Genomic DNA, 25,239 nt, shown 5'->3' with positions numbered 1-25,239 from the left:
ATGGCCGGCGCCCGAAGCCGCGCCCGCCGCCCCTCGCGCCGCGTTTGACGCCCGCCCGCCGGACGCCTAAAAGCCGCCGAGCCTTCATTGCGAGCGCGAATTCCGGCATGTCCTTCAACACTTTCGGCCAGCTCTTCCGCGTCACGACCTTCGGCGAGAGCCATGGGCCGGCGATCGGCGGCGTGGTGGACGGCTGCCCGCCCGGCATCCGCTTCCGGCTGGAGGACATCCAGGCCGCGCTCGACCGCCGTCGCCCCGGCCAGTCGCGCTTCACCACCCAGCGCCGCGAGCCGGACCAGGTGAAGGTGCTCTCCGGCACGATCGAGGACGAGGACGGCGTGCTCACCACCACCGGCACGCCGGTCGCGCTGCTGATCGAGAATGTCGACCAGCGCTCGAAGGACTATGCGGCGATTTCCGAGAGCTACCGGCCCGGCCATGCCGACTATGTCTATGACCGCAAATACGGCCTGCGCGACCATCGCGGCGGCGGGCGCTCCTCGGCCCGCGAGACGGCGGTCCGCGTCGCCGCGGGCGCGCTCGCTTCCAGGGTGTTGGCCGGCGTCACCGTGCGCGGCGCGCTGGTGCAGATGGGCGAGATCTTCATCGACCGCTCGCGCTGGGACTGGGACGAGATCGACCGCAACCCGTTCTTCTGCCCGGATGCGGACGCGGCACAGGCGATGGCGGAATATCTCGACGCGATCCGCAAGTCCGGCTCCTCGGTCGGGGCGGTGATCGAGATCGTCGCCGAGGGCGTCCCGCCCGGCCTCGGCGCGCCGGTCTACGGCAAGCTCGACGCGGACCTCGCGGCCGCCTTCATGAGCATCAACGCGGTCAAGGGCGTCGAGATCGGCGAGGGCTTCGCCAGCGCCGGCCTCACGGGCGAGGCCAATGCCGACGAGATGCGAATGGGCAATGACGGGTCGCCGCTGTTCCTGTCGAACCATGCCGGCGGCGTTCTCGGCGGCATTTCCACCGGGCAGCCGGTGGTGGCGCGCTTCGCGGTCAAGCCCACCTCCTCCATCCTCACCCCGCGCCAGACCGTGACCCGGCACGGCGAGAACGCCGAGATCGTCACCAAGGGGCGGCACGACCCCTGCGTCGGCATCCGCGCGGTGCCGGTGGGCGAGGCGATGATGGCCTGCGTCCTCGCCGACCATGTGCTGCGTGCGCGGGCGCAGGTGTCCCCGCCGCCGGCCTGGCCGTTTCCGCGCTGATTCCGTTCCGCGCCTTACCGCAATTTCAGTATTGCTGAAAAATCTTCGCAGGTTTCATTGCGGCCGAACCTCGCCGGTCCTAACATGCCGGCATGAAGCTCGCGGACTGGCTCACCCTGACCGGCACGACCCGCAGCGCCTTCGCGCGCGCCGTCGGCCTGTCGCCGGCGAGCATCACCGCTCTGTGCAACGACGAACGACCCTGGATTTCCCGGGAGGCCGGCTCGCGCATCGTCGCGGCGACCGGCGGCGCGGTGACGCCGAATGACTTCCTGGGGCTCGAAGGCGTAGAGGTGGCTAACATGACCGACAATCTGCAGTCCCGCGTCGAAGCGGCGATCGAGGCCTTCGCGCGCGGCGACATGCTGGTCGTCACCGACGACGACGACCGCGAGAACGAGGGCGACCTCATCCTTTCCGCCATGCACGCCACGCCGGAGAAGCTCGCCTTCATCGTCCGCCACACCTCGGGCATCGTCTGCACGCCGATCACGCTCGAGCACGCCAAGCGGCTGCGGCTCAGCCCGATGGTGACCGACAACGACGCGCCGCACGCCACCGCCTTCACCATCTCGGTCGACTACCGCCACGGCACGACCACCGGCATTTCCGCCGAGGACCGCACCGCCACCGTGCGCGCGCTCGCCAACCCGAACGCCGGCGCGGCCGACTTCGTGCGCCCGGGGCACATCTTCCCGCTGATCGCGCGCGAGGGCGGCGTGCTGATGCGCTCGGGCCATACCGAGGCTGCAGTCGACCTGTGCCGGCTCGCCAATGTCGAGCCGGTCGGCGTGATCTGCGAGCTGGTGAACGACGACGGCACCGTGATGCGCGGGCCGAAGGTCGCCGACTTCGCCAGCGAGCACGCGCTGACGCGGATCTCGGTCGCCGACCTCATCGCCTATCGTCAGCTTCGCGAGAAGCTGGTCTCGCGCACCGCCGAATTCGCCGCCCCGACGGTGGTCGGCGAGATGCATGGCATCTCCTACATCACGCCGTTCGAGCCGGTGAACCACATCGCCCTCGTGCACGGCAAGATCGGCGACGGGCGCGACGTGCTGGTCCGGCTCCACCGCGCCGACCCGATCGGCGACGTGTTCACCGGCGGCAAGGCGATCCGCGCCTCGCTGGAGCGCATCAAGGCCGAGGGCCGCGGCGTGCTGGTCTATCTGCGCGACGGCACGGCGGGCGTTCCCGTCACGGCGGTGGGCGGCGACGAGAAGATGGAGAGCGCCCGGCTGCGCGACGAGAACTGGCGCGAGGTGGGGCTCGGCGCCCAGATCCTGCGCGACCTCGGCATCTCCTCGATCCGTCTCCTCGCCTCGCGCGCCCGCACCTATGTCGGCGTGGCCGGCTTCGGCATCGAGATCACCGGCACCGAAACGCTGGACGTCTAGGCCCGCCTACCCCGGTAGCGACGCTCACGCGAATGGCATCGCGCGCGGCGCCCTGCCTGCAATTTCGCCTTTCTGGCCGCCGCGCAGCCGTGCCACCATTATTGTGACGCGTCTCTGACACGTCGAGGTCCCGTCACCGACGGAGGTCGCGATGTCGTGCGTGCGCCTTTTCCAGGTTGCGTTTGCGTTGCTCGCGGGTGCGCTGGCCAGTTCCGGCGCCTGGGCGGACGAACCCGTCGACGTCGAGCTGGTGCTCGCGGTCGACGTCTCCTACTCGATGGATCTCGACGAGCTCGCCCTCCAGCGGGACGGCTACATCAAGGCCGTGACCTCCCCCGAGTTCCTCAATGCGCTCAAGCTCGGCCCGAACGGGCGGGTGGCCATCGCCTATGTCGAATGGGCGGGCATCGAGGACCAGAAGGTCGTGGTCGACTGGACCTTCATCAGCAACAAGGCCGAAGCGGAAGCCTTCGCCGCCGCCATCCACGACGCGCCGCTGCGCCGCGTCTACCGCACCTCGATCTCCGGCGCGATGGAGTTCGGCGCCGACCAGATCGAGCATAACGGCATCCGTGGCCTGCGCCGCGTCATCGACATCTCCGGCGACGGCACCAACAACCAGGGGCCGATGGTCGAGCCGACGCGCGACGACCTCGTCTCGCGCGGCATCACCATCAACGGCCTGCCGCTGATGCTGAAGGAGCCCGCCGGCTCCATGCTCGATATCGGCCAGCTCGACGTCTATTACGAGGACTGCGTCATCGGCGGCCCGGGCGCCTTCGTCATCCCGGTGCACGGCACGCACGAATTCGCCGACGCCATCAAGACCAAGCTGGTGCTGGAGATCGCCGGCGTGGTGCCGCCGAAGCGCGAGCTGGTGCAGCACGTGGCCGACAAGCCGCGCATCTCCTGCACCGTCGGCGAGCGCATGTGGATGGAGCGCTGGGGCAACTGAGCGACCGGTCCGTCAGCGCCGGAACACGCCCACCAGCTCCACATGGGGCGAGTAGAGGAACTGGTCGACCGGCGTCACGTGCTCCAGCCGGTAGCCGCCCTCGGTAAGGATCGCGGCATCGCGCGCGAAGCTCGCCGGATCGCAGGAAACCCCGACCACCAGCGGCACGACGCTCGCCGCGAGCTGGCGCGCCTGCGCCTCCGCACCCTGGCGGGGCGGGTCGAACACCACCGCGTCGAAGCCCTTCAGTTCCATCGGCAGCAGCGGCCGCCGGAACAGGTCGCGCGCCTCGGCCGTCACCGGCTTGAGGCCCGACGTCCCGCGCACGGCGCGCAGCAGCGCCTCCACCGCCGGCACCGCGCTCTCATAGGCGGCGACCCGCGCCTCGCCGGCAAGGCGCAGGGCGAAGGTGCCCACGCCCGCGAACAGGTCGGCGATCCGCCGCCGTCCCGTCATCGCCTCCTGCACCAGGGCGGAGAGCACCGCCTCCCCCCGTGCCGTCGCCTGCAGGAAGGAGCCGGGCGGCAGCGTCACCCGCGCGCGGCCCATGGTGACGAGCGGCGGCTCGCGTTGGAGCACCAGCTCGCCATGGCGCGTCAACCGGGCGAGCCCGAGCGTACCGGCCGCTTCCGCGAGCGCCGCGACACGGGCCGGCTTCAGCGGGCCGCTGCCGCGCACGTCGAGATCGAGCCCGGTCTCGGTCGCCGTCACCTGGATGTCGAGCGGCTTGGCGAGCGGGGCCAGCACCTGCGCCACCGCCCAGGCGGCGGAAAGCGCGCCGGCCATGGAAGGCGCGAGGATCGGGCAGGCATCGATGGCGACCACCGCATGGCTGCGCCGCCCGGCGAAGCCGACCGCGAGCAGATCCTCCCCGCGCCTGGCGCTGCCGCCCGGGCTGCGGGCGTGGAACGTCGCGCGGCGGCGCCCCTCGCCATGGGCGGGGACCAGCGGCGCCACGTCCGGCGCCAGCCCGACGCGGGCCAGCGCCTGTGTCACCAGCGTGCGCTTCCACGCCTCATAGGGCTCACGGCTCCAGTGCTGCAGCGCGCAGCCCCCGCACTGGCCGACATGGCGGCAGATCGGTTCGATCCGCTCCGGGCTCGGCTCGACCACCGAGACCAGGCGCGCGCGATCGCCCGCGCGCTCCACCTCCACCAGTTCGCCGGCGAGCGTCAGCGGCACGTAGACCGGCCCTTCCGACGTCGTCGCGACGCCGTCCCCGCGATGGCCGAGATGATCGATGGCGAGCTGCACGCGCTCCGCCTCCGCAAGCCGGCTCATCGTGGCATCTCCCCGCGCCGCGCGACCAGCAGGAACTCCTCATTCCCGTCGCCCCCCGCGATCGGCGAAGCGAGGCGATGGGTCACGCTCCAGCCGAGCTCCGCGAGCACGGCTGCGATCCTGTCCACCGCATCGGCGCGCGCCTGCGCGTCCTTGACGATCCCGCCCTTGGAGAGCCTGTCGCGCCCGACCTCGAACTGGGGCTTCACCAGCGCGACCAGCACGGCTGCGGGCCCGGCATGGGCGAGCGCCGCCGGCAGCACCTGCGCCAGCGAGATGAAGCTGACATCCATGACGATGATGTCTGCCGTCGGCACCGCGCCCGGCGCCAGGGCGCGTATGTCGGTGCCCTCGATCGATACCGCCCGCGCATCGGTGCGCAGCCGCGCGTGAAGCTGGTCGCGCCCGACATCGACCGCATGGACCCGCCGCGCGCCGCGCGCCAGCAGCACCTGCGTGAAGCCGCCGGTCGAGGCGCCGACATCCAGCGCCTCGAGCCCCGTGACGTCGAGCCCTGCCCGGTCGAGCGCGGCCTCGAGCTTCAGGCCCGCGCGCGACACCCACTCATAGGCCTCGCGCGCCTCGATGACGGCGCCGGCAGCGATCATGTCGGAGGCTTTGGCGACCTGTCGCCCGTCCGCGCTCACAAGGCCCGCGGCAATCGCCGCCTGCGCGCGGGCGCGGCTGTCGAACAGGCCGCGCTGCACCAGCACCCGGTCGGCGCGCTGGCGCCCCGTACCGGCCGGTCCGTCCGCCAGCTCGCCGGACATGTCGCCATTCATCCTCGCCGCTCCCGGCGGGGCTCAGCCGCGCAGGAGCGCAAGCGCCGCCGCGTCCTCCGCGCGCCCCAGCGCCGCGAACACGCCGCGCACGATGCCTTCCGCGTCGAGGCCCGCCTCATGAAGCTGGCCCGCGGGGCTCTCATGCTCGATGAACCGGTCCGGCAGGTGAAGCGTGCGCACCTTCAGCCCGCGCTCGAGCGCCCCGACCTCGGCCAGCATGGACAGCACATGGGCGCCGAAGCCGCCGACCGCGCCTTCCTCCACCGTGATCAGCACCTCGTGCGCGCGCGCAAGACGCAGAATCAGGTCGCGGTCGAGCGGCTTGGCGAAGCGCGCATCGGCCACCGTGGTCGAAAGGCCGAAGCCAGCGAGTTGCTCGGCGGCGACCGTGCAGGCGCCGAGCCGCGTGCCGAGCGACAGCAGCGCCACCTTGGAGCCCTCGCGCACGATCCGCCCGCGCCCGATCTCCAGCGGCTGGCCGCGCGCGGGCCGCTCGACGCCGGCACCCTCGCCGCGCGGATAGCGGAAGGCGATCGGACCCTCGTCATAGGCGGCGGCCGTCGCGACCATGTGCATGAGCTCGGCCTCGTCGCTGGCGGCCATCACCACCATGCCCGGCAGCGTCGCCAGCATCGGCACGTCGAAGGCGCCGACATGCGTCGCCCCGTCCGCCCCGACCAGCCCGGCGCGATCGATGGCGAAGCGCACCGGCAGGCGCTGGATGGCGACGTCGTGGACGATCTGGTCGTAGGCGCGCTGCAGGAAGGTCGAGTAGATGGCGCAGAACGGCTTGTAGCCCTCGCTCGCCAGCCCGGCGGCGAAGGTCACCGCGTGCTGCTCGGCGATACCGACGTCGAAGGTCCGGTCCGGGAAATGGTGGCCGAACAGGTCGAGCCCGGTGCCGGCCGGCATGGCGGCGTTGATGGCGACGATGCGCTCGTCGTGCCGCGCCTCCTCGACCAGGCTCTCGGCGAACACGCTGGTATAGGTCGGCGCGTTCGAGGTCGCCTTACGCTGCGTGCCCGTGGCGACGTCGAAGCGCTGCACGCCGTGATACTTGTCGGCCGACTCCTCGGCCGGCGGATAGCCCTTGCCCTTCTGGGTCACGACATGGACCAGGATCGGCCCGGTCTCGGTGTCGCGCACATTGCGCAGGATCGGCAGCAGATGGTCGAGATTGTGCCCGTCGATCGGGCCGACATAGTAGAAGCCGAGCTCCTCGAACAGCGTGCCGCCGGTCCAGAAGCCGCGCGCGAACTCCTCCGCCCGCGCCGCCTGGCGCCCGAAGAACTTCGGCAGATTGCCGGCGAGCTGCTTGGCGGTCTCGCGCAGCGAGCGGTAGGTCCGGCCGGAGATCAGCCGGGCGAGATAGGCCGACATTGCCCCCACCGGCGGGGCGATCGACATGTCGTTGTCGTTCAGGATGACGATGAGCCGCGAATCCATCGCCCCGGCATTGTTCATCGCCTCATAGGCCATGCCGGCCGACATCGCCCCGTCGCCGATCACGCAGACCACGTTGCGCCGCTTCAGCCCGGGATCACGCGCCGTCTCGAGGTCGCGCGCCACCGCCATGCCGAGGCCGGCGGAGATCGAGGTCGAGGAATGGCCGGCGCCGAACGGGTCGTATTCGCTCTCGGCACGGTTGGTGAAGCCGGACAGCCCCCCACCCTGGCGCAGGGTGCGGATGCGCTCGCGCCGCCCGGTCAGGATCTTGTGCGGATAGCACTGGTGGCCGACATCCCAGATCAGCCGGTCATAGGGAGTATCGAAAACGTGATGCAGCGCGACCGTGAGTTCGACCACGCCGAGCCCCGCGCCCAGATGCCCGCCGGTGACGGACACGGCATCGATGGTCTCCTCGCGCAGCTCGGCGGCAAGCTGCTGCAGCCTGTCGTCCGGCAGGTTGCGCAGATCAGCTGGTTCGCGGATCGCATCGAGAAGAGGGGTGGAGGGACGGGTCAATTACGTCTCCGGTCACGTCACGTCGGTCTTAAAGGCAAATGCGGTGCCGCGGACGAAGTTCAATCGCATACACAATGCTTTCTTCAGGTGCAACGCACGCGCGTCCCTGCCGGCCCGCGCCCGCCATGGCTCCGACGCGGTGCCGCACCCCGGTGCGCCCGCCGCAACAGGATGTGGAGACCGCCTGCCGGGCATGCACAAATGTTGGCCTACCGCCACGTCATTGTTTAGAACCGCCGCATGATGAACGTGGCGCCCGAGGGCGTTGATTCAGTGGAACGGGACCCGCAGACCGATGGCGGGAATGGCGGCCGGCGGCTCGTCCTCTTCCTGCCCGGCCACGACCCGACCGACATGGACTATCACCACGACCGCTTCGTCTACCAGGCCGGCCTGTTCGCCGCGCTGTGGGGGGCGCAGGTGGAAGTCTCGCCACGCCTCGACGACGGCACGGGCGTGGCCGCGCGCTGGGACGTGGCCACGCACGGCCCGAACTGGCGCATGCGGACCGACTACCGCATCCTGCGCTGGGACGACATCGTGGTCGCGCTCGACGAGCGATCCGATCCGCGTCGGCTCGTCGGCGGCTTCCGGGGGCTCTGGGAGGTGCTCGTCAGCGGCACGGCGCGGCGCTACATCAAGGCGAGCCCGCGCTACTGGTTCTTCTTCGCCTTTCCCTTCGCCATCGTCGCCCTGTTCGCCGCCGGCGGCATTCTCGCCGGCTGGCTGGCCGGCCATCTCGCCGCCGGCGCGATGCCCTCGCCGCTTCCCCTGCTCGTCGGCCTCGCGGTCGCGGTCGGCGCGTTCTTCGCGCTGTTCCACCGGCCGGGCCGCGACTGGCGCCTGCACCAGGCGCTCGACGACTGGGACCTCGCCCATCACTACCTCCACGACCGCGCGCCCGAGCTCGAGGCGCGGCTGGACCGCTTCGCCGACATCCTGGTCGAGGCGGTGCGCTCGGGCGGACATGACGAGATCCTGCTGGTCGGCCACAGCCTCGGCGCCACGCTCATGCTCGGCGTGATCGAGCGGGCGCTCGCGCGCGAGCCCGGCCTCGCCCGCTCCGGCACGCGGCTGTGCCTTCTCACCTGCGGCGCCACCATCCCCAAGCTCGCGCTGCACCCGAAGGGCGAGAAGGTGCGCGCCGCCGCCCGCCGCGTGGCGACAACCGAGGGGCTGGTCTGGGTCGAGTACCAGGCCCGCCACGACGCCATCAATTTCTACAAGTTCCACCCGGTCACGCTCGCCCGCGCCGATTTCGACGACGAAGCGCCGGTGCAGCCCCTGCTGCGCAACGCCAACATCAAGCGCATGCTGACGCCGGAGAAGCTGCGGCGGCTGCGCTGGCACACCATGCGCATCCACTACCAGTTCCTGCTGGCCAATGAGCGACGGGCCGCCTACGACTACTTCATGTTCGCGCTTGGCCCCATCCCCTTTGCCGAACTCAGCCTCCGGCAGGATGGGCCGATCGGACGGTTCACCGCCGACGGCGCGCTCATCGCCTCAACGACGGACATTCCATGAATCTGCTTGTCGCCGCCAAGATCATCTGGGCCGCCGGTGTGATCGGGTGGTACCTCATCCGCCTGCCCTTCGAACGCCGGGTGAAGCGCGAGCGCGTGGTCGACGCGCGCCATCGCGTGCGCGAACTGGTGCTGCTCTCCTGCTCCACGCTGGGGCTCGGCATCATCCCGCTGCTGTGGGCGACCTCGAAGCTCTTCAACGCCTACAACTATCCCTATTCGCCGTTTCAGCTCGCGCTGGGCACCCTCATCTTCGCGGCCTCGCTCTGGCTGTTCCGCCGGACCCACAAGGACCTCGGCCGCAACTGGTCGGTGACGCTGGAGATCAAGGACACCCACAAGCTGATCACCGAGGGGGTCTACCGCTATGTGCGCCACCCCATGTACTCGGCCTTCTTCCTGTGGGCGCTGGCGCAGGCGGTGCTGATCCCGAACCTCGTCGCCGGCCCGGCCGGGCTGATCGGCTTCGGCATCCTGTACGCCTTCCGCATCGGGCGCGAGGAGGCGATGATGCTCGACACCTTCGGCGACCAGTACCGCGCCTACAGCGCCCGCACCGCGCGGCTCGTGCCCGGCCTGTACTGATCTCCGCCGACCGATCGAGGACGGACCATGCTGGAGCTGAGGCCGAACTGCGAGTGCTGCGACCGCGACCTGCCTCCCGGCTCGCGCGACGCCATGATCTGCACCTTCGAGTGCACCTTCTGCGCCGATTGCGCCGCCGACGTGCTCGGCGGCATCTGCCCCAATTGCAGCGGCGAACTGGTGCGCCGGCCCGTCCGCCCGCCGGCGGCGCTGGCGCGCCATCCCGCCGCCACCGCGCGCACCTTCAATCCCGACTGCCGCAGGAAGCTTTCCGCCTGAGCGCCGTCAGCCGCCGATGAAACGGGCGGCGGCGAATCCTTCCGCCGCGACGCCGGTGCACAGCTCCGACCACTGGCAGCGGGCGCAGGCGCCGCGGATGGTCCCGGCCGCGAAGGCGATGCGCATCGCGCTTACCTGCTCCCTGCCGAGCGGCACGCGCGCCCCGGGCCGAAGCTCCGCGCCCAGCACGGACCGCAGCGCCTCGATCGCCTCGCCATCGCGGGCGGCGATGCGCGGCTTCAGGCAGTGATGGCCGCCTTCCAGCATCGGCGCGCAGATCTCGTCGGGCCCCTCGACCAGCACCGCCTCCTCGCCCGCATTGAGCCGGGCGACGACGCGCTCGTAATGGGCGACGAAGGCGGGGGTGTAGCCCTTGCCGACATAGGTGAGCAGGCACAGGAGGTGATGGGCGCGCAGGCGGACGCTCATGGTGAGCCGCGCCTCGCCGGCTAGTCGCCGTCGAGCGGCTGGGTGCCCGAGGGGCGGCCGTCGGCGCCGAGGGTGATCTTCTCGACCCGTGCCTCGGCGTCCTTCAGCAGCGCGTCGCAGCGTGCCTTGAGCGCCTCGCCGCGCGCATAGAGGCTGATCGATTCCTCGAGCGGCACGTTGCCGCTCTCCAGCTTGGCGACGATCGATTCGAGCTCGGCGAGCGCCCGCTCGAAGCTCATCCCATCAACGTCCGTCATGCTGCCGGTCGCCGGATCGCCGCCCGTCCTGTCACTCATCGCCGTCTCCCGCTGCGAGTCGCGTTCTTATACAGTCTCGCACCCGCCGGTTCGACCCCGGCCCGCCTCACCCGCGCATCAGCGCCGTGACATGGGCCGAGGCGGAGCGCGCCAGCCCTTCGAGGTCGTAGCCGCCTTCCAGCACCGAGACGATGCGGCCGCCGCAATGCTTGTCGGCGAGGTCCATCAGCTTCTTGGTCACCCAGGAGAAGTCGTCCTCGAGCAGGTTGAGCGCGGCGAGCGGATCGCGCGTATGGGCGTCGAAGCCGGCCGAGATGATGATGAGCTCCGGCCCGAACGCCGCGACCCGCGGCAGGATCCGGCTTTCGAACGCCTCGCGGAACTGCACGCCGTCATCGCCCGGCCGCAGCGGCGCGTTGACGATGTTGTCGGTCGTGCCGCGCTCGCCGACCGCGCCGGTGCCCGGGAACAGCGGCATCTGGTGGGTCGAGGCGTAGAGGACGTCGGGATCCGACCAGAAGATCTCCTGCGTGCCGTTGCCGTGATGGACGTCGAAATCGACGATGGCGACGCGCCCCAGCCCGTGCACCGCCCGCGCGTGGCGGGCGGCGATGGCGACGTTGTTGAACAGGCAGAAACCCATCGGCGTGCGCGTCTCGGCGTGGTGCCCGGGCGGGCGCATCGAGACGAACGCGTTCTTCACCTTGCCCGAGAGCACCTCGTCGACCCCGAGCACGGCGCCGCCGACGCCGCGCCAGATCGCCTCGCCGGTGCCGGGCGACATGACGGTGTCGCCATCGATCCGCACCAGCCCCTCGGTCGGCACCGCCGCGTCCAGCGCGTCGAGGAAATCCTCCGGATGCACGCGGATGATGTCCTCGCGCGCGCCGAGCGGCGCCTGCTCGCGGGCGAGATTGGCGAACTTCTCGTCCTCGAACACGCGGTTGAGCACCCGCACGCGGTCCGGCCGTTCGGGATGACCCGCCGGGGTGAGGTGTTCGAGGCAGGCGTCGTGCTGGATGAGAAGGGTGGTCATGGCGTTCCCGGATGCTGCTCTGCGTATCGTTTTGGATGCGGCTATTATCTAGGGCATGGTGGACGATATGCCACGTGCGCCCGCCGAACCAGCCGAAGCCGCCGGCCACGGCGCCTCGCGCCGGGCTTTCCCCAGCCGCGACGCCGGTTGACCTCGCCGCCTCGAAATCCTATTCGACCCCGCCTTGTTGCGGAGAGCAATAGCGTGAACGCGCCCCGTCAGCCGCGGACGACCCGCCTCGTGCCCGCCGATGCGCCCGGCATCGCGCGGGCGGCGCAGCTCATCGCCTCGGGCGGCCTCGTCGCCCTGCCCACGGAGACGGTGTACGGCCTCGCCTGCGACGCCACCGATCCCGTGGCGGTCGCCAGCCTCTACGAGGCGAAGGGGCGCCCGACCTTCAACCCGCTGATCGCCCATGTGCCGGACGTCGACGCCGCGCGGCAGGTCGGGCACCTCACCGCCTCGGCGCAGTTGCTGGCCGACCGCTTCTGGCCCGGCCCGCTGACCCTCATCGTGCCGGCCCGCGAGGGGGCCACCTGCGCGCTCGCGCGCTCGGGGCTTTCGACGGTCGCGATCCGCGTGCCCGGCCACGAGGTGGCGCGCGCCGTGCTGCAGGCCGTGGGGCGGGCCGTCGCGGCGCCGAGCGCAAACCGCTCCGGCCACGTCTCCCCGACCACCGCCGGCCACGTGCTGGCCGATCTCGACGGGCGCATCGATCTCATCCTCGATGCCGGCCCGACCCCGGTCGGGGTGGAATCCACCATCATCGACTGCACCAGCGACACGCTGGTGCTGCTGCGCCCCGGCGGCCTGCCGCGCGAGGCCATCGAGGCGGCGCTCGGCGCTCCGCTCGCCAGCCCCGCCGCGCCCACGGCCGAGACCGCGCCGCTCGCGCCCGGCATGCTGGCCTCGCATTATGCGCCGTCCGTTCCCGTCCGGCTCGGCGCGCGGGAAGTGCGGCCCGGCGAGGCGTTGCTCACCTTCGCCGCCGCGCGCCCGCCCGGCTTCGAGCAGGCGAAGGCGTGCCGCGATCTCAGCCCCTCGGGCGATCTGGTGGAGGCGGCGGCCAACCTGTTCGCGCATCTGCGCGATCTCGAAGCCAGCGGCGCCGATTCCATCGCCGTGGTGCCGCTTCCCCGGCAGGGCCTGGGCGAGGCGATCGCCGACCGGCTGGGCCGCGCCGCCGCGCCCCGCTGACGCCTCATCCTATCCAGAAATGGCCATGCCGGCGCCAATCGACGGCCAAGCGCCGCCGGCATTAACCCCCTCGCAAGGTTAATACGCGACAACCATGAAGTCATGAACGCGCGGTCTTGCCTGTCGCCGGCAAACCACGCGGCGGCGCGGTTCAGTTGTTGCGTAGGCGTCGGATGCGGATCAAGTCTCGGGTCAAGAACATCGGAATCAGGCTGGCGCTGCTCGTGGCCATGGTGGTCGGCGGCAGCGTGAGCATCGGTCCGCAGGACATCCGGGACCTTCTGGCCCACCAGCCGGGCGTCGCCGAGCGCGTCCGCTTCTCCATGCTCTCGGGCTCGCTGCACGTCCTCAAGGCCTCGACCTTCGCGTGGCCCTCCCATTCGGCCCTGCTCGCCAGCTCCGCCATTCCCGAGGCGCCGCATGCGGTGCCGCTCGGCTTCGACATCAACCGCACCGACAAGGGCGACCGGCTGGCCATGGCCCCCATCGCGCCGGTCGACGCCGCGCCCGACGAGCCGGGACCGCTCGCCCTGGCGGGCGACATGACGCCGGCGGGCACTGGCGGTGCGGGCACCGCGACCACCACCGCATCCACCGGCGGGACCGGCACCGGGACGGGCACCGGCGTCGGCACCGGCTCGCTCGCCGATGCGGGCATCGGCACCGACCCCGACGAGGCGGCCGATGACGACACGGACGCGCCGAACGTGGCCGCGCGCGCCACCGAGGGCGTCTACTCCGTCGCCGCCGGCGATCCGACCGGCGACCCGAGCCAGCTCGAGGATGGCGGCGGGCCGGCGGTGACCCTCGGCCCCGAGGACGGCGACGCCGCGGACGACCCCAATGCCCGGACGGCCGAGGCCGAGGAGCAGCTCCCGCTCTACCGGCAGTCCGCCTTCATCTTCGGCTATGACAGCGTCGCGCTGCCGCCGCAGCCCTTCCTCCATTCCGAGGACCCCGACGACGACGGCGGCACCACCACCGCCGAGAAGTCCGGCGACCCCGACGACGATCAGGCCATCGACGGCCCGAGCCCGGCGGAGCGGCTCGGCCTCACCGGCAAGCGCCTCGCCCGCTCGGTCAAATGCCTCGCGGAAGCGGTCTATTTCGAGAGCCGGGGCGAGCCGCTGCGCGGCCAGATCGCGGTGGCGCAGGTGGTCGTCAACCGCGTCTTCTCCGGCTACTACCCGGCCGATGTCTGCCGCACGGTCTACCAGAACGCCAAGCGCAAATTCGCCTGCCAGTTCACCTTCGCCTGCGACAATGTGAAGGACGTGGTGACCGAGCCGGAGCTGTGGAAGCAGGCCGAGCAGATTGCCGACGACATGCTGAACGGGCGCGTCTGGGACGAGAAGGTCGGCCGCGCAACGCATTATCACGCCCGCTCGGTGCACCCGCGCTGGGTGCGGGAGATGCGCAAGCTCGACCGGATTGGCGCGCACACCTTCTACCGGCCGCGACGCTGGTCGAGCTGACGCGGGTGTGCCTGGCCGGCGGCGCATCGGGCCGGGCGGATGGCTCGGCCGTGCGCGAGGGGCCGGCGGGCGGGATACTTTTTCCGAAAGCGTCGCTGTCTGCGGACGACTCGACTGCGCGCCAGAAGCCGGTGGGCGATGTAATTCCCAAATCGCCAGCGTCTGCGGACGGTTTGTCCGCGCACCGGAGCCCGGTGGGCGCGTGTGTTTCTCTGAAGGCTCGTTGTCGGCCGGGGTTCGATCTCCCGGCGGGAAGCTCGTTGCGGCGTGTTGCCCACGCCGGCGCCGCCAAAGGAGGAGCCCGGGTCCTCGGCCGCGCCGGGCCCATTCGGCGTGGCTTCCGCTTCCTGCGCGATTTCCGCTTCCTTGAATGACCGCCGCTTCTTGCGCGATCCTCGCGGGGCCCCCGAGACTGCCCGGAAGCGGGGGATACGATCCGACGGCATTCGCCCGGTTATTGGAGCGCTCTGTCGCTGACCAGCTCCGGCGCGTAATCAGCCCCTACCGCCCCCAAGCGTCCGCACCCGGCCGCTGTGCCCTGCCCCGAACACCCACTCCAACCCGATGACCGCCGGCCCCAAACGCAAGATGCCCGGCGCGAGGCCGGGCATCTGAAAACGTCGTCGGAAAGAAGTCTGCCGCCGGTCAGTTCAGCTTCGACTTGACCTCGGAGACCGCCTCGTCGAGCAGCTTGTCGGCGGTCTTGCCCACCACATTGGCGGTGAGCAGCGTCTCGGCCGCCTTCACCGCCGCGTCGGCGGCGGCTGCCTTGACGTCGGCCAGCGCCTGCGCCTCGGCCTGCGCGATCTTCTGCTCCGCCATCTTGGTGCGGCGCGCGATCATGTCCTCGAGCTTGGTCTTGGTCTCGGCGGCGAGGCGCTCGGCCTCGGCCTTGGCGGTGGTGATGATCGCCTCGGCCTCGGCTTCCGCCTCGCGCTGGCGGCGCTTGTATTCGGCCACCAGCTTCTGCGCCTCTTCCTTGAGGCGGCGCGCCTCTTCCAGCTCGGCGCGGATGCGCTCGCCGCGCGAGTCGAGCGAGCGCGCGATGCCGGAAAAGGCACCGGCCCGGATCACGATCGCCATGAAGATGACGAAGGCGATGGCTACCCAGAGTTCGGCTGTACCCATATCCGCGCCCTCAGCTCTTGATCGCGTCGTCGACGGCCGCCTCGACCGCCTGCGGCACCGGGGCGGAGCCGATCAGCTCGCCGACGATGGCACCGGCCGCGTCCACGGCGATGCCGCGCACATTGGCCATCGCCGCCGTCTTGGTGGTCGCGATCTGCTCCTCCGCCGCCGCCAGCTTGGCGGCCAGCTCGGCTTCCAGCGACTTGCGGCTCGCGTCCGATTCGGCCGAGAGCTTGTCGCGGGTCTCGGTGGCGATGCCGTGCGCCTTGCCGCGCGCGGTGGCGAGCGCATGCTCATAGGCCTGCGCGGCTGCCTCGCTCTCCGCCTTCAGCTTGCCCGCCTCCTCGAGATCGTCCGCGACCCGGTCGTGGCGCTCCTCGAGGATGTTCGCGATGCGGGGCAGCGCGATGCGGCTCATCAGCAGGTAGAGCGCGCCGAACGCGATCGCCAGCCAGATGATCTGCGAGGGGAAGGTGTGCACGTCGAAGGGCGGAAAGCCCCCGCCATGCGCTTCGGTCGACGGCACCTCGAACTCCACGCCGTCACGCGGCGGCGTGCCGTGCGCGACGGGTGCGTCCGCCTGGGCGATGACGAGAATACCGGCCGGACCCTGGGTCTCGGGCATGGTTCAGGCTTCCTTCAATGGAACGTCGGCTCTTGACGCCACGGACAGGCCGCGCGGCGGCCCGCCCGCGACGCTGAAGGCGTCAGACCACGAACAGCAGAACCAGCGCGACGACCAGCGCGAAGATGCCGAGACCTTCCGCGAGGGCCGCGCCGATGAAGGCGCGGGCGAACTGGCCGTCGGCGGCCGACGGGTTGCGCAGCGCGCCCGAGAGGAAGTTGCCGAAGATGTTACCCACACCGATAGCGGCAAGGCCCATGCCGAAACAAGCGAGACCGGCGCCGAGGAACTTGGCGGCAATCGGATCCATGGTCTTCTCCTATTGAATTTCGCTGATTGAGTTGAAGGCTGGATGAGTGTCCCGCGACGCGCCGATCAGTGCCCCGGATGCAGCGCGTCGTTGAGATAGATGCAGGTCAGCACCGCGAAGACGTAGGCCTGCAGGGCGGCGACCAGGAATTCGAGCGCAGTGAGCGCGATGACCATGGCGAGCGGAAGCGTCCCGCCCAGCAGACCGAGGAAGCCGCTGGCGCTCATCATCACGATGAAGCCGGCGAACACCTTCATCGCGATGTGGCCCGCGAGCATGTTGGCGAACAGACGCAGCGACAGGCTGATCGGACGCGAGAGGAAGGAGATGACCTCGATCACGACCATGAAGGGAAGCAGGAAGGCCGGCACGCCCGAGGGCACGAACAGGCCGAGGAAATGCGTGCCGTGGCGCATGAAGCCGTAGATGATCACGGTCAGGATCACCACCAGCGCCAGCATGGCGGTGACGATCAGGTGGCTCGTCACGGTGAAGCCGTAGGGGATCATGCCGATGAAGTTCGCCACCAGCACGAACATGAACAGCGAGAACACCAGCGGGAAGAACTTCATCCCCTCATTGCCGGCGGTCGAGCGCACCATCGAGGCGACGAACTCGTAGGACATCTCCGCCATCGACTGCAGGCGGCCGGGCACCAGCGTGCGCCCGCGGGTGGCGAAGGTGAGGAAGAAGAAGATCAGCGCCACGATGCCGAACATGAACGCGGCGGAATTGGTGAAGGCGAGCTGGACACCGCCGGGCTCCCCCAGATCCACGATCTTGAGAATGTGGAACTGGTGGATCGGATCGATCACGCTTTCGCTGGCCATCGCCGGTCGCTGCCCTCAAACGCGGCGCCGTCCGGCGCCCGCCCCGTCTCTGGCACCGGCCCTGCGCCGGCACCGTTCAATTCAACTGTCGCTCACGCCCCGCCTTCCGGCGGCGTTTTCCGGCCGGTTTCCCCGGCGGCGCGCATCATGTTCAGGATGCTCGCCGCGAAGCCGAGCAGCAGGAACACGATGAAGCCCCATGGCGAGGTGCCCAGAAGGCGGTCGAAGCCCCAGCCGAGGCCGGCGCCGACCAGCACCCCGGCGACGAACTCGCTTCCCAGCCGGAAAGCCAGCGTCATCCCCGCCGAGGTCGATGTCCTGTCCTTCGACAGCGACACCTCTTCTTCGTCCACCTTGCGCTCGGCGCGAACCTTGTCGATCGCGCGGCCGAGCCCATGGAGCCTGCCCGAAAGCTCGGCATCGGAGATTTCCGGCGAGCCCGAACCTTTCTGGCCGTCCGTTTTGTCCCGGTCGTCCATAACCTGCGCTCGAGCCCTGCCAGAGAAGGATTTTCCGACCCCGAAGCCGGGCGCACCATAGTGATCGCCCCAAGGGGTGTCAAGGATATGAGCGTATCTTTTAACCTATTGAAAAATAACTACAAAATTGACGGGTGGACAGCCTGTCGCAGCCCTTCGGGACGCGCCCCGGCACCAAGGGAAGGTCATAACCATGTTTTTGGCATACCAGGCGACGTGACGGAATACGCCGAACGCCGCATCGGCCCGGAACGGGCACCGATCAGCTGGCCTCGCGCCAGCTTTCGGCGGTCGCGAGATCGACCGAGACCAGCTTCGACACCCCCTGCTCGGCCATGGTGACGCCGAACAGCCGATTCATCCGGCTCATCGTGATCGGGTTGTGGGTGATGGTGACGAATCGCGTCTCCGTCAGCCGCTGCATCTCGTCGAGCAGGTTGCAGAAGCGCTCGACATTGGCGTCGTCGAGCGGAGCGTCGACCTCGTCGAGCACGCAGATCGGCGCCGGGTTGGTCAGGAACACGGCGAAGATCAGGGCCATGGCGGTCAGCGCCTGCTCGCCGCCCGAGAGCAGCGAGAGCGACTGCGGCTTCTTGCCGGGCGGCTTAGCGATGATGTCGAGGCCCGCCTCCAGCGGATCTTCCGAATCGGTCAGCACCAGTCGGGCCTCGCCGCCGCCGAACAGCGTGCCGAAGAGCTGCTGGAAATGGCCGTCCACCACCGCGAAGCTCGCCTGCAGCCGCTCGCGCGCCTCGCGGTTGAGGCCATAGATACCCTGCCGCAGCCGCTTGATCGCCTCGGTCAGGTCCTCGCGCTCGGCGGCAAGGCCCTGCTGGCGGGTCTCGATCTCGGCGAGTTCCTCCTCGGCGCGCAGGTTGACCGCGCCGAGCCGCTCGCGCTCGCCTTTCAGCCGGTCGAGCTCGGCTTCCACCGCGGCGAGCTGGGGAAGCGCCGAATCGCTTTCGAAGCCGGCGATCTCGCGGGCGTTTTCCGGCGTGCCGTCGAGCATGTCGGCGATCTCGCGCATCAGGTCGTCGCGGCGCTGGCGCAGCGCCTCGAGTCGCGCCTCGCCGCGCGCACCGGCCTCACGGGCGGCCGCCAGCGCGTCAAGCGCGGCACGCGCGGCGCGGTCGGCCTCGTGCTGGGCGAGTTCGGCGGCGGCGAGCCCGTCCGATGCCTCGCGGCGCGCGGCTTCCGCCTTCGCGGTCTCGTTCAGCAGCGCGCGGCGGCGGCCGGCGAAGAGATTGGGCGCGTCGTCGAGCTCGGCCCGCTCGTGCCCCGCCTCGGCGAGCCGGGCCTCCAGCGCCGCCACCCGCTCACCCGTGCCCGAGGCGCGGGACTGCCAGGACGCCTGCTCGCCCCGGATCGCGGTGAGCCGGCGCGCGCGCTGCTCGCGCTCGCGGGCGGCGCCCTCGGCATGGGCGCGCGCCTCGGCCAGCGCCGCCCGGTCCTGCGCCACCTGAAGGCGCACCTCGGCGAGCCGGGCCTCGCTTTCCACCATGGGCGGCAGCTCCGTCACCGCCTGCCGGGCCTCCTCCAGCGCGATTGCCGCGTCCTCGCGCTCGCCCTCGACCCGCTCGAGGCTGGCCGCGAGCGCCGCGACCCGCGTCGCCTCCTCGGCCGAGGCGCGCTCGGCGCGGGCGAGCTCGTCGCGCGCCGTCTCCATGGCCCGCAGCGCCGCGCGCCGCGCATCGCGGGCGGCGTTCTCCCGGTGGCCGGCGCCGCGCAGCACCCCTTCGGCCGCCTCCAGCGCCGCCCGATGGGTGGAGACGACCGCACGCGCCTCGACCAGCTCGGCCTCGATGTCGGCGAGGCGGTTGCGCTCGGCGAGGCGCCGCGCGGCGGCGGTCGGCGCGTCGGCGGCGGCGTCGAGCCCGTCCCAGCGCCAGATATCGCCCTCGCGCGAGACGAGGCGCTGGCCAGGCTTCAGCAGCGGGGCGAGACGCCCGCCATCCGCGCGCTCGACCACGCCCACCTGGGCAAGGCGGCGCGCGAGCACGACGGGCGCCTCGACATGGTTCGAGAGCGGCTCCGCGCCCGGCGGAAGCGAGGCGTCGCCCTCGCCCGGGCGCAGCGACCAGTGCACCGGGGCCGCGGGATCGTCCGGCGCGTCGAGATCATCGCCCAGCGCGGCGCCGAGCGCGGCCTCGTAGCCGCGCATCGCCCGGATCGAATCGAGCACCGGCTTCCAGCGCTTGGCGGTGCCGACATCGAGCAGCTTGGCGAGCGTGCGCGCCTCGGTGTCGAGGCGCTGGGCCGTGCGCTCGGCCTCGGCCAGCGGACGCCGCGCATTGTCGAGCGCGGCGCGTGCCTGCGCATGCGCGGCCTCGGCCTCCTGCGCCGCGGCCTCGGCGGCGGCGAATCGCTCCTGCGCGCCCTCGGTCGCGGCGCGGCGCTCCTCAAGCCTATGCGCGCCCGCGCCCGCCTCGAGCGTGCGCCGCTGGCCGGCGAGCTGCTCGTTCTCGCGCTCCAACCGGGCGAGGCGCTCGCCCGCCTCGCGCACGGCGCGCTCCAGCGCCCCGCGCTGGGCGGCACCCTCGGCGAGGGCGGCGGTGGCGTCGGCGAAGGCGCGCTCGGAATCGGCGAGGCGCATCGCCGCCTCCTCGCGCGCGGCCAGGACGTCGCTCTCCATCTCCCCGGCGCCGGCCTGCGCCTCCTCGAGCTCGATCGTCTCCTCGACCAGCCGCTCCAGCATTTCCTGCGCGTCGGCGGCGAGCGCGCGCTCGCGCTCCATGTCGCCGCCGAGCTGGGCGAGCCGGCGGTCGAGCTCCTCGCGCCGCGCGCTCGCGCGGGCTTCCTCGCGGTCGAGTTCGCCCTGCGCCAGCACGAGGCGCTGCAGCGTCGCGGCCGCCACCGCATCAGCCTCGCGCAGGGCCGGAATGCCGTGCGCGGCGATGGCGGCCTGCCGCGCCGCCTCGCCCTGCGCGATCGTGCAGGCGGCGATCTCGCGCTGGGCGAGGTCGAAGGCCTCTCCCGCCTCGCCGAGCGCGCCGGTCACCTCCAGCCAGCGCAGCCACAGCAGCGCCGCCTCGTTGCGGCGGATGTCGGACGACACGGCGCGGTAGCGCGAGGCCTGGCGCGACTGGCGGCGCAGCGCGTCGAGCTGGCCGCTGATCTGGCCGATCACGTCGTCGAGCCGGGTCAGATTGGTCTCGGCCGCGCGCAGCCGCATCTCCGCCTCGTGCCGGCGCGCATGCAGGCCCGCGACCCCGGCCGCCTCTTCGAGCAGGCGCCGTCGGGCGGAGGGCTTGGCGCCGACGATCTCGCCGATCTGCCCCTGCCGCACCATGGAGGGCGAGCGCGAGCCGGAGGAGGCGTCCGCGAACAGGATCTGCACGTCGCGCGCACGCACCTCGCGCCCGTTCACACGGTAGGAGGAGCCGGCCTCGCGCTCGATCCGCCGCGAGATCTCCAGCATGTCGGCTTCGTTGAAGATGGCGGGGGTCGAGCGGTCGAGATTGTCGACCACCAGCATCACCTCGGCGGTGTTGCGCGCCGGCCGGTTGGTGGTGCCGCCGAAGATGACGTCGTCCATCCCCTCGGCGCGCATCGCCTTGTAGGAGCTCTCGCCCATCACCCAGCGCAGCGCCTCGACCAGATTCGACTTGCCGCAGCCATTCGGCCCCACCACGCCGGTGAGGCCGGGCTCGATCAGCATGTCGGTCGGCTCCACGAAGGTCTTGAAGCCGGTGAGGCGCAGCCGGGTGAATTTCATGGCGCCAGCGTGCCGTCGCTGAGACACAAGTTCAAGTGGAGGCGGGCGCGCGATCCACGAGATGTTGCGTTCCTGACCGCTTCTTTATGGCCCGACCGCACTGCCCGGCGCGCGTGTTCGCGGCAGATCGGACAGCGTTTCTGACCAAAGCCTAATTGCCACGCGGCACGCCCTGCCTTCATTCTCTTTGCGAACGACCGATCCTGCTTCGAAACCGGCATCAGGAGGCAGAACATGCGTCCGCCTCCGCTCGACATGTTCGATCTGCGCATCCTGCGCGAGCTTCAGGAGGATGGCCGGCTCACCAACGCCGAACTGTCCGAGCGCATCGGCCTTTCGCCCTCCCCGTGCCTGCGGCGCACGCGGCGGCTGGAGGAGGAGGGCCTGATCGCGCGTTACCAGGCCCGGCTGGACGCCAGCCGGCTCGGGCTCGGCGTGCTGGCCTTCATCCAAGTCCATCTGGAACGGCAGGTCGAGGAGGCGGCCAACGATTTCGAGGCCGCGGTGATGGCGCTGCCGCAGGTGATCGCCTGCTACAGCGCGACCGGCGACAGCGACTACCTGCTCCAGGTGGTTTGCGAGGATCTGGAAGGCTTCGCCCGCTTCGCCCACGACATCCTCATGGGCCTGCCCGGCGTGCGCGGCGTGCGCTCCTCACTCGCGCTCAAGCGGGTGAAGGAGAGCGGCCGGCTGCCGCTCGACCATCTGCGCCCCACCCCTCTCGCGGCGGATTCGGCTGCCGAAAAAGAGGGCAATGGAATGCGAAGCCCAGGAAAGCGGCCCTGAGCGGCAGAATCTGCCGCCATAGCGCGAACGCGCGACCAACAACGCAAGGACATGCCGCATTGGGTCAACTACACTGACCTATATCGGCAATGCGGCGATACCCCACCGGCAGCGCCTGTCCTTCGGACCCTGGGAGACGCGTCATGGCATTCGTGGCAGACACGTTGAATCCGTTGGTTTCGCGTACCGCCGGCAGCGCCCGCGCCGGCCTCGCCGGTTCACCCGCGACCTTCGCCGCCCTCGCCCTCACCGGGGCCGCGCTGCTCTGGTCAGGCAACTTCTTCGCCGGCCATCTCGCCGCCGACGTCATCTCGCCCGCGACCTTCTCGGCCCTGCGCTGGGCGCTCGCCTTCGCGCTTCTCCTGCCCTTCACCTGGCGCGAGCTGGCGCAGAAGCGGGGCGAGATAGTCCGCCTCTGGCCGCTCTGGGCCGCCTCGGGGGTGCTCAACATCGCCGTCTTCACCGTGCTGATTTATGCCGGCCTCGCCCGCACCACGCTGGTCAACGGCTCGATCATCGGCTCGGCCGCGCCGATCGTGGTCGGCCTCTTCGGCTGGCTGATCCTGGGCGAGCGCACCAGCACGCGCTCGCGCCTCGCCCTCGCCCTCTCCACCGCCGGCGTGGCGCTGATCGTGGCGCGCGGCGACATCGGCAACCTGATCGGCATGGATTTGCGCGGCGGCGACATGCTGCTGTTCCTCGGCATCTCCGCCTTCGCGCTCTATGCCGTGCTGCTGAAGCGCTTCCCTTCCACGCTGTCGCCGGCCGCCGCCCTCGCCGCCAGCATCCCCTTCGGCCTGCTCGCCCTCGCCCCGGTCGCCGCCTGGGAGATCGCGCAGCGCGGTTTCGACGGCGAGGCGGCCGGCACCACGACGATGCTCATCCTTTATGTCGGCAGCCTGCCGACCTTCGGCTTCGTGCTCTGGGCGCGCGGCGTCACCGTGCTGGGCCCCACCCGGGCCGGCCAGTTCCTCCAGCTCATGCCGGTGTTCGGCGCCGCGCTGGCGGTCGGGCTGATCGGCGAATCGCTGCACCTCTACCACGCGCTCGGCTTCGCGCTGGTACTGTCCGGGCTCGCCCTGCGCGACCGTCGCCTCGCCCCGGCGTGACGGCGGCGAGGAGCGAGCGCGCGGCGAAATGACGCCGGTCGCCTGAAAAAAGCCGCGAGCGGGGTATGAAGGAGGGATAAATCCCGTTCGCCGCCCGTGGAAGGCCTCAATGAGCAACGCACAACGCACGCCTCGCCCCTCGGCCAGCTTCGACATCGCCGCGGTCCAGAGTTCGCGCAAGCTGGTGCTTTTCGTCCTCGGGGCAGCGGCGGTCGGCGTGCTGCTGTTCGGCCATTCGCTGTGGCCGGACGAGGGCGACAACAACCTCCACGAAACGATCGAGACGATCGGCCTCGCGCTGATCCTCGTCGCCATCGCCGGGCGCACCTGGTGCTCGCTCTATATTGGCGGGCGCAAGAAGGCGACCATCGTCGAGGTCGGCCCCTATTCGGTGTGCCGCAACCCGCTCTACGTCTTCTCCTTCATCGGCGCCGCCGGCGCCGGCGCGCAGTTCGGCAGCGCCACGGCGGCGGTCGCGGCCGCCATCATCACGGTGCTGGTCTTCACGGTGGTGGTGCGCAAGGAAGAGCGCTTCCTCTCCGAGGCGTTCGGCGAACCCTATCTCTCCTACAAGGCGCGGGTGCCGCGCTTCCTGCCGAAATTCGGCCTGTGGCGGAACGTCGACACGCTGGAGATCCGCCCCCGCCTCGTGGTGCGCACCTTCGTCGACGCCTGCGTCTTCCTCGCCTCGATCCCGCTCGCCGAGGGCATCGAGATGCTTCAGGCCCACCACGTCCTGCCGGTGCTGTGGATGGTGCCCTGACGCTCAGCGCCCGAAGCGCGTGAGCAGGCGCCGCCCGACCCTGTCGAGGCCGAGCGCCACCATCGCGAACGTGCAGCCCACCGCGACGTCGACCAGCCGCTCGATGATGTCGTGCGAGGCGCCGGCGACGCTGCCGGCCACCAGTTCCAGCAGCAGCATGATGAAGGCGGTGAGCGCCGCCGTTCCGAGCGCGCCGTGGAGCTGTTGCGCCGGCCAGCGGATCAGCGCCGCCACCGCCATGCCGACCAGCAGCGCGGAATGGGAGGGCAGCACCGCGCCATAGGCGAGTGCCAGCGCCACCCCTATCGATGTGCCGAGCAGCACCTGCCCCATCTGCTGGCGGCTGGAGAGCGCGTCGGCCCTCAGCACCAGCACGATGGCGATCAGCGCCCAGTAGGGCCGGTGCAGGCCCAGCGACAGGCTGCAGATCAGGGCGAGCGGCACCGCGATCGCGACCGAGGCTGCGAACACCCAGCGCGGCCCCTCGGTGGCCCGCAGGCGCGCCAGCACCTCCGCGAACGAGGGCGCGGTGGAGGGCCGCAGCGCGCCGGTCAGCAGGTCCCAGGCGATGGAGACCGCCCAGGCATAGGCGGCGAACGCCGCGACCACGAGCACGTCGCGCCCGGCCAGCGGCGCGTAGAGGGCGCCGATCGCCAGCGTCAGGCACATGAAGCGCGCCGCCGCCGCCGCGCTCGGGTCGATGCTCTCAACCAGCGCATAGAGCGCTCCCGCTCCCGCGAAGGCGACGAGCAGCAGGCCGGTATGGCCCGCGGCCAGCGTTCCGACCCCGGTGCCCGCCACCACCACAAGTCCCGCCACCGCCATGAGGGTGAAACGCTGGGGCGCCGGCCCGCCGGTGTCGAGCGCGAAGCTCAGGATCGAGGTGACCATGGCGTAGACCAGCCAGGTGTCGACGCCCACCAGCATCCCGGCCGTGATCGGCGCCATCACCGTCAGCGCGAAGCGGATGGAGCGGGCGATCAGCCCGTCGCCGTGCCAGCGCGACGGCTCGGGCGATACCTCCCCGGGAAAGGCACCGGCGGGCGTTGCCGGCGGCGGCATGTCGGCCATGTCGCGATCCTCACCCGATACCTTTACTCGGTATTTACC

24 protein-coding genes are annotated in these 25,239 nt (G+C 70.9%); 11 read left to right on the top strand and 13 right to left on the bottom strand.

Going from position 1 to position 25,239, the window contains the following annotated elements:
- The first annotated feature begins 107 nt into the window (after positions 1–107).
- The 3 genes from aroC (at position 108) to NVS89_RS09825 (ending at position 3,572) form a co-directional block, all read left to right on the top strand.
- Positions 108–1,220 (top strand): chorismate synthase, encoded by a 1,113-nt coding sequence (gene aroC / locus NVS89_RS09835; protein WP_258732503.1) that lies wholly within the window; start codon positions 108–110, stop codon positions 1,218–1,220.
- Positions 1,221–1,312: 92 nt separating this feature from the next.
- A complete protein-coding gene (gene ribB / locus NVS89_RS09830; protein WP_258732501.1) occupies positions 1,313–2,617 on the top strand; it encodes a 3,4-dihydroxy-2-butanone-4-phosphate synthase in 1,305 nt (434 codons plus the stop codon).
- A 151-nt stretch (positions 2,618–2,768) separates the two neighbouring features.
- A complete protein-coding gene (locus NVS89_RS09825; protein ID WP_258732500.1) occupies positions 2,769–3,572 on the top strand; it encodes a DUF1194 domain-containing protein in 804 nt (267 codons plus the stop codon).
- A 12-nt stretch (positions 3,573–3,584) separates the two neighbouring features.
- Here NVS89_RS09825 and NVS89_RS09820 read toward each other — a convergent pair whose 3' ends face one another.
- Genes NVS89_RS09820 through dxs form a run of 3 tightly spaced genes read right to left on the bottom strand, consistent with a single transcriptional unit; the run spans position 3,585 to position 7,600 of the window.
- Complete coding sequence (locus NVS89_RS09820) at positions 3,585–4,853, bottom strand: class I SAM-dependent RNA methyltransferase (RefSeq protein WP_258732499.1); 1,269 nt, start codon at positions 4,851–4,853, stop codon at positions 3,585–3,587.
- Positions 4,850–5,635 (bottom strand): TlyA family RNA methyltransferase, encoded by a 786-nt coding sequence (locus tag NVS89_RS09815; protein WP_258732498.1) that lies wholly within the window; start codon positions 5,633–5,635, stop codon positions 4,850–4,852. The genes NVS89_RS09820 and NVS89_RS09815 overlap by 4 nt, the downstream gene beginning before the upstream one ends.
- A 21-nt stretch (positions 5,636–5,656) precedes the next feature.
- Positions 5,657–7,600 carry a 1-deoxy-D-xylulose-5-phosphate synthase gene (dxs, locus tag NVS89_RS09810; protein ID WP_258732497.1) on the bottom strand — a complete coding sequence of 648 codons (1,944 nt, stop codon included), beginning with the start codon at positions 7,598–7,600 and terminating at the stop codon, positions 5,657–5,659.
- A gap of 273 nt (positions 7,601–7,873) precedes the next feature.
- Between dxs and NVS89_RS09805 the strand changes: the two genes are divergently transcribed.
- The 3 genes from NVS89_RS09805 to NVS89_RS09795 are packed head-to-tail and all read left to right on the top strand — an operon-like array spanning position 7,874 to position 9,990.
- On the top strand, positions 7,874–9,127 hold the full coding sequence (locus NVS89_RS09805; protein ID WP_258732496.1) for a hypothetical protein: 1,254 nt from the start codon (positions 7,874–7,876) through the stop codon (positions 9,125–9,127).
- Positions 9,124–9,711, top strand: a complete 588-nt coding sequence (locus NVS89_RS09800) for a protein-S-isoprenylcysteine O-methyltransferase (RefSeq protein ID WP_258732495.1) — start codon at positions 9,124–9,126, stop codon at positions 9,709–9,711. The genes NVS89_RS09805 and NVS89_RS09800 overlap by 4 nt, the downstream gene beginning before the upstream one ends.
- Before the next feature lie 27 nt (positions 9,712–9,738).
- Positions 9,739–9,990 carry a DUF1272 domain-containing protein gene (locus NVS89_RS09795; RefSeq protein ID WP_258732494.1) on the top strand — a complete coding sequence of 84 codons (252 nt, stop codon included), beginning with the start codon at positions 9,739–9,741 and terminating at the stop codon, positions 9,988–9,990.
- A 6-nt stretch (positions 9,991–9,996) separates the two neighbouring features.
- On the opposite strand, the gene NVS89_RS09790 is transcribed toward NVS89_RS09795, so the two are convergent.
- The 3 genes from NVS89_RS09790 to NVS89_RS09780 form a co-directional block, all read right to left on the bottom strand.
- Positions 9,997–10,419, bottom strand: coding sequence for a DUF1284 domain-containing protein (locus tag NVS89_RS09790; protein WP_258732493.1), 423 nt, complete (start codon positions 10,417–10,419; stop codon positions 9,997–9,999).
- A 20-nt stretch (positions 10,420–10,439) separates the two neighbouring features.
- Positions 10,440–10,715, bottom strand: coding sequence for an exodeoxyribonuclease VII small subunit (locus NVS89_RS09785; RefSeq protein WP_258732492.1), 276 nt, complete (start codon positions 10,713–10,715; stop codon positions 10,440–10,442).
- Positions 10,716–10,782: 67 nt separating this feature from the next.
- Positions 10,783–11,712: a histone deacetylase family protein gene (locus NVS89_RS09780; protein ID WP_258732490.1), complete on the bottom strand. Its 930-nt coding sequence runs from the start codon at positions 11,710–11,712 to the stop codon at positions 10,783–10,785.
- Positions 11,713–11,916: 204 nt separating this feature from the next.
- On the opposite strand from NVS89_RS09780, the gene NVS89_RS09775 reads away from it, so the two are divergent.
- Both NVS89_RS09775 and NVS89_RS09770 read left to right on the top strand, forming a co-directional pair.
- Positions 11,917–12,909, top strand: coding sequence for an L-threonylcarbamoyladenylate synthase (locus tag NVS89_RS09775; RefSeq protein WP_258732488.1), 993 nt, complete (start codon positions 11,917–11,919; stop codon positions 12,907–12,909).
- Positions 12,910–13,082: 173 nt separating this feature from the next.
- Positions 13,083–14,384 carry a cell wall hydrolase gene (locus tag NVS89_RS09770; protein ID WP_258732486.1) on the top strand — a complete coding sequence of 434 codons (1,302 nt, stop codon included), beginning with the start codon at positions 13,083–13,085 and terminating at the stop codon, positions 14,382–14,384.
- Positions 14,385–15,029: 645 nt separating this feature from the next.
- Here NVS89_RS09770 and NVS89_RS09765 read toward each other — a convergent pair.
- The 6 genes from NVS89_RS09765 to NVS89_RS09740 form a co-directional block, all read right to left on the bottom strand.
- Positions 15,030–15,512 (bottom strand): F0F1 ATP synthase subunit B family protein, encoded by a 483-nt coding sequence (locus NVS89_RS09765; RefSeq protein ID WP_258732484.1) that lies wholly within the window; start codon positions 15,510–15,512, stop codon positions 15,030–15,032.
- A gap of 10 nt (positions 15,513–15,522) precedes the next feature.
- Positions 15,523–16,137 carry a F0F1 ATP synthase subunit B gene (locus NVS89_RS09760; protein ID WP_258732483.1) on the bottom strand — a complete coding sequence of 205 codons (615 nt, stop codon included), beginning with the start codon at positions 16,135–16,137 and terminating at the stop codon, positions 15,523–15,525.
- A gap of 82 nt (positions 16,138–16,219) precedes the next feature.
- Positions 16,220–16,447 carry a F0F1 ATP synthase subunit C gene (locus tag NVS89_RS09755; protein WP_258732482.1) on the bottom strand — a complete coding sequence of 76 codons (228 nt, stop codon included), beginning with the start codon at positions 16,445–16,447 and terminating at the stop codon, positions 16,220–16,222.
- A gap of 65 nt (positions 16,448–16,512) precedes the next feature.
- Positions 16,513–17,277 carry a F0F1 ATP synthase subunit A gene (locus NVS89_RS09750; protein ID WP_258732480.1) on the bottom strand — a complete coding sequence of 255 codons (765 nt, stop codon included), beginning with the start codon at positions 17,275–17,277 and terminating at the stop codon, positions 16,513–16,515.
- A 92-nt stretch (positions 17,278–17,369) separates the two neighbouring features.
- A complete protein-coding gene (locus NVS89_RS09745; protein ID WP_258732479.1) occupies positions 17,370–17,756 on the bottom strand; it encodes an AtpZ/AtpI family protein in 387 nt (128 codons plus the stop codon).
- A gap of 262 nt (positions 17,757–18,018) precedes the next feature.
- On the bottom strand, positions 18,019–21,471 hold the full coding sequence (locus NVS89_RS09740; RefSeq protein WP_258732478.1) for a chromosome segregation SMC family protein: 3,453 nt from the start codon (positions 21,469–21,471) through the stop codon (positions 18,019–18,021).
- A gap of 234 nt (positions 21,472–21,705) precedes the next feature.
- On the opposite strand from NVS89_RS09740, the gene NVS89_RS09735 reads away from it, so the two are divergent.
- From NVS89_RS09735 to NVS89_RS09725, 3 genes are all read left to right on the top strand, one after another.
- Entirely contained in the window at positions 21,706–22,257 is a 552-nt protein-coding gene (locus NVS89_RS09735; RefSeq protein ID WP_258732477.1) for an Lrp/AsnC family transcriptional regulator, read from the top strand.
- Positions 22,258–22,400: 143 nt separating this feature from the next.
- Complete coding sequence (locus NVS89_RS09730; protein WP_258732476.1) at positions 22,401–23,366, top strand: DMT family transporter; 966 nt, start codon at positions 22,401–22,403, stop codon at positions 23,364–23,366.
- A 109-nt stretch (positions 23,367–23,475) separates the two neighbouring features.
- Positions 23,476–24,129 carry a methyltransferase family protein gene (locus NVS89_RS09725; protein ID WP_258732475.1) on the top strand — a complete coding sequence of 218 codons (654 nt, stop codon included), beginning with the start codon at positions 23,476–23,478 and terminating at the stop codon, positions 24,127–24,129.
- A 3-nt stretch (positions 24,130–24,132) separates the two neighbouring features.
- On the opposite strand, the gene NVS89_RS09720 is transcribed toward NVS89_RS09725, so the two are convergent.
- Positions 24,133–25,200: an FUSC family protein gene (locus tag NVS89_RS09720; protein ID WP_258732474.1), complete on the bottom strand. Its 1,068-nt coding sequence runs from the start codon at positions 25,198–25,200 to the stop codon at positions 24,133–24,135.
- Between the last annotated feature and the right edge of the window lie 39 nt (positions 25,201–25,239).

Origin of the sequence: Ancylobacter mangrovi (assembly GCF_024752355.1) — a bacterium.
Taxonomy (GTDB): Bacteria; Pseudomonadota; Alphaproteobacteria; order Rhizobiales; family Xanthobacteraceae; genus Ancylobacter; species Ancylobacter mangrovi.
Note: the sequence above shows the minus strand (reverse complement) of the source record. Positions and strands in the feature narration are given on the sequence as shown.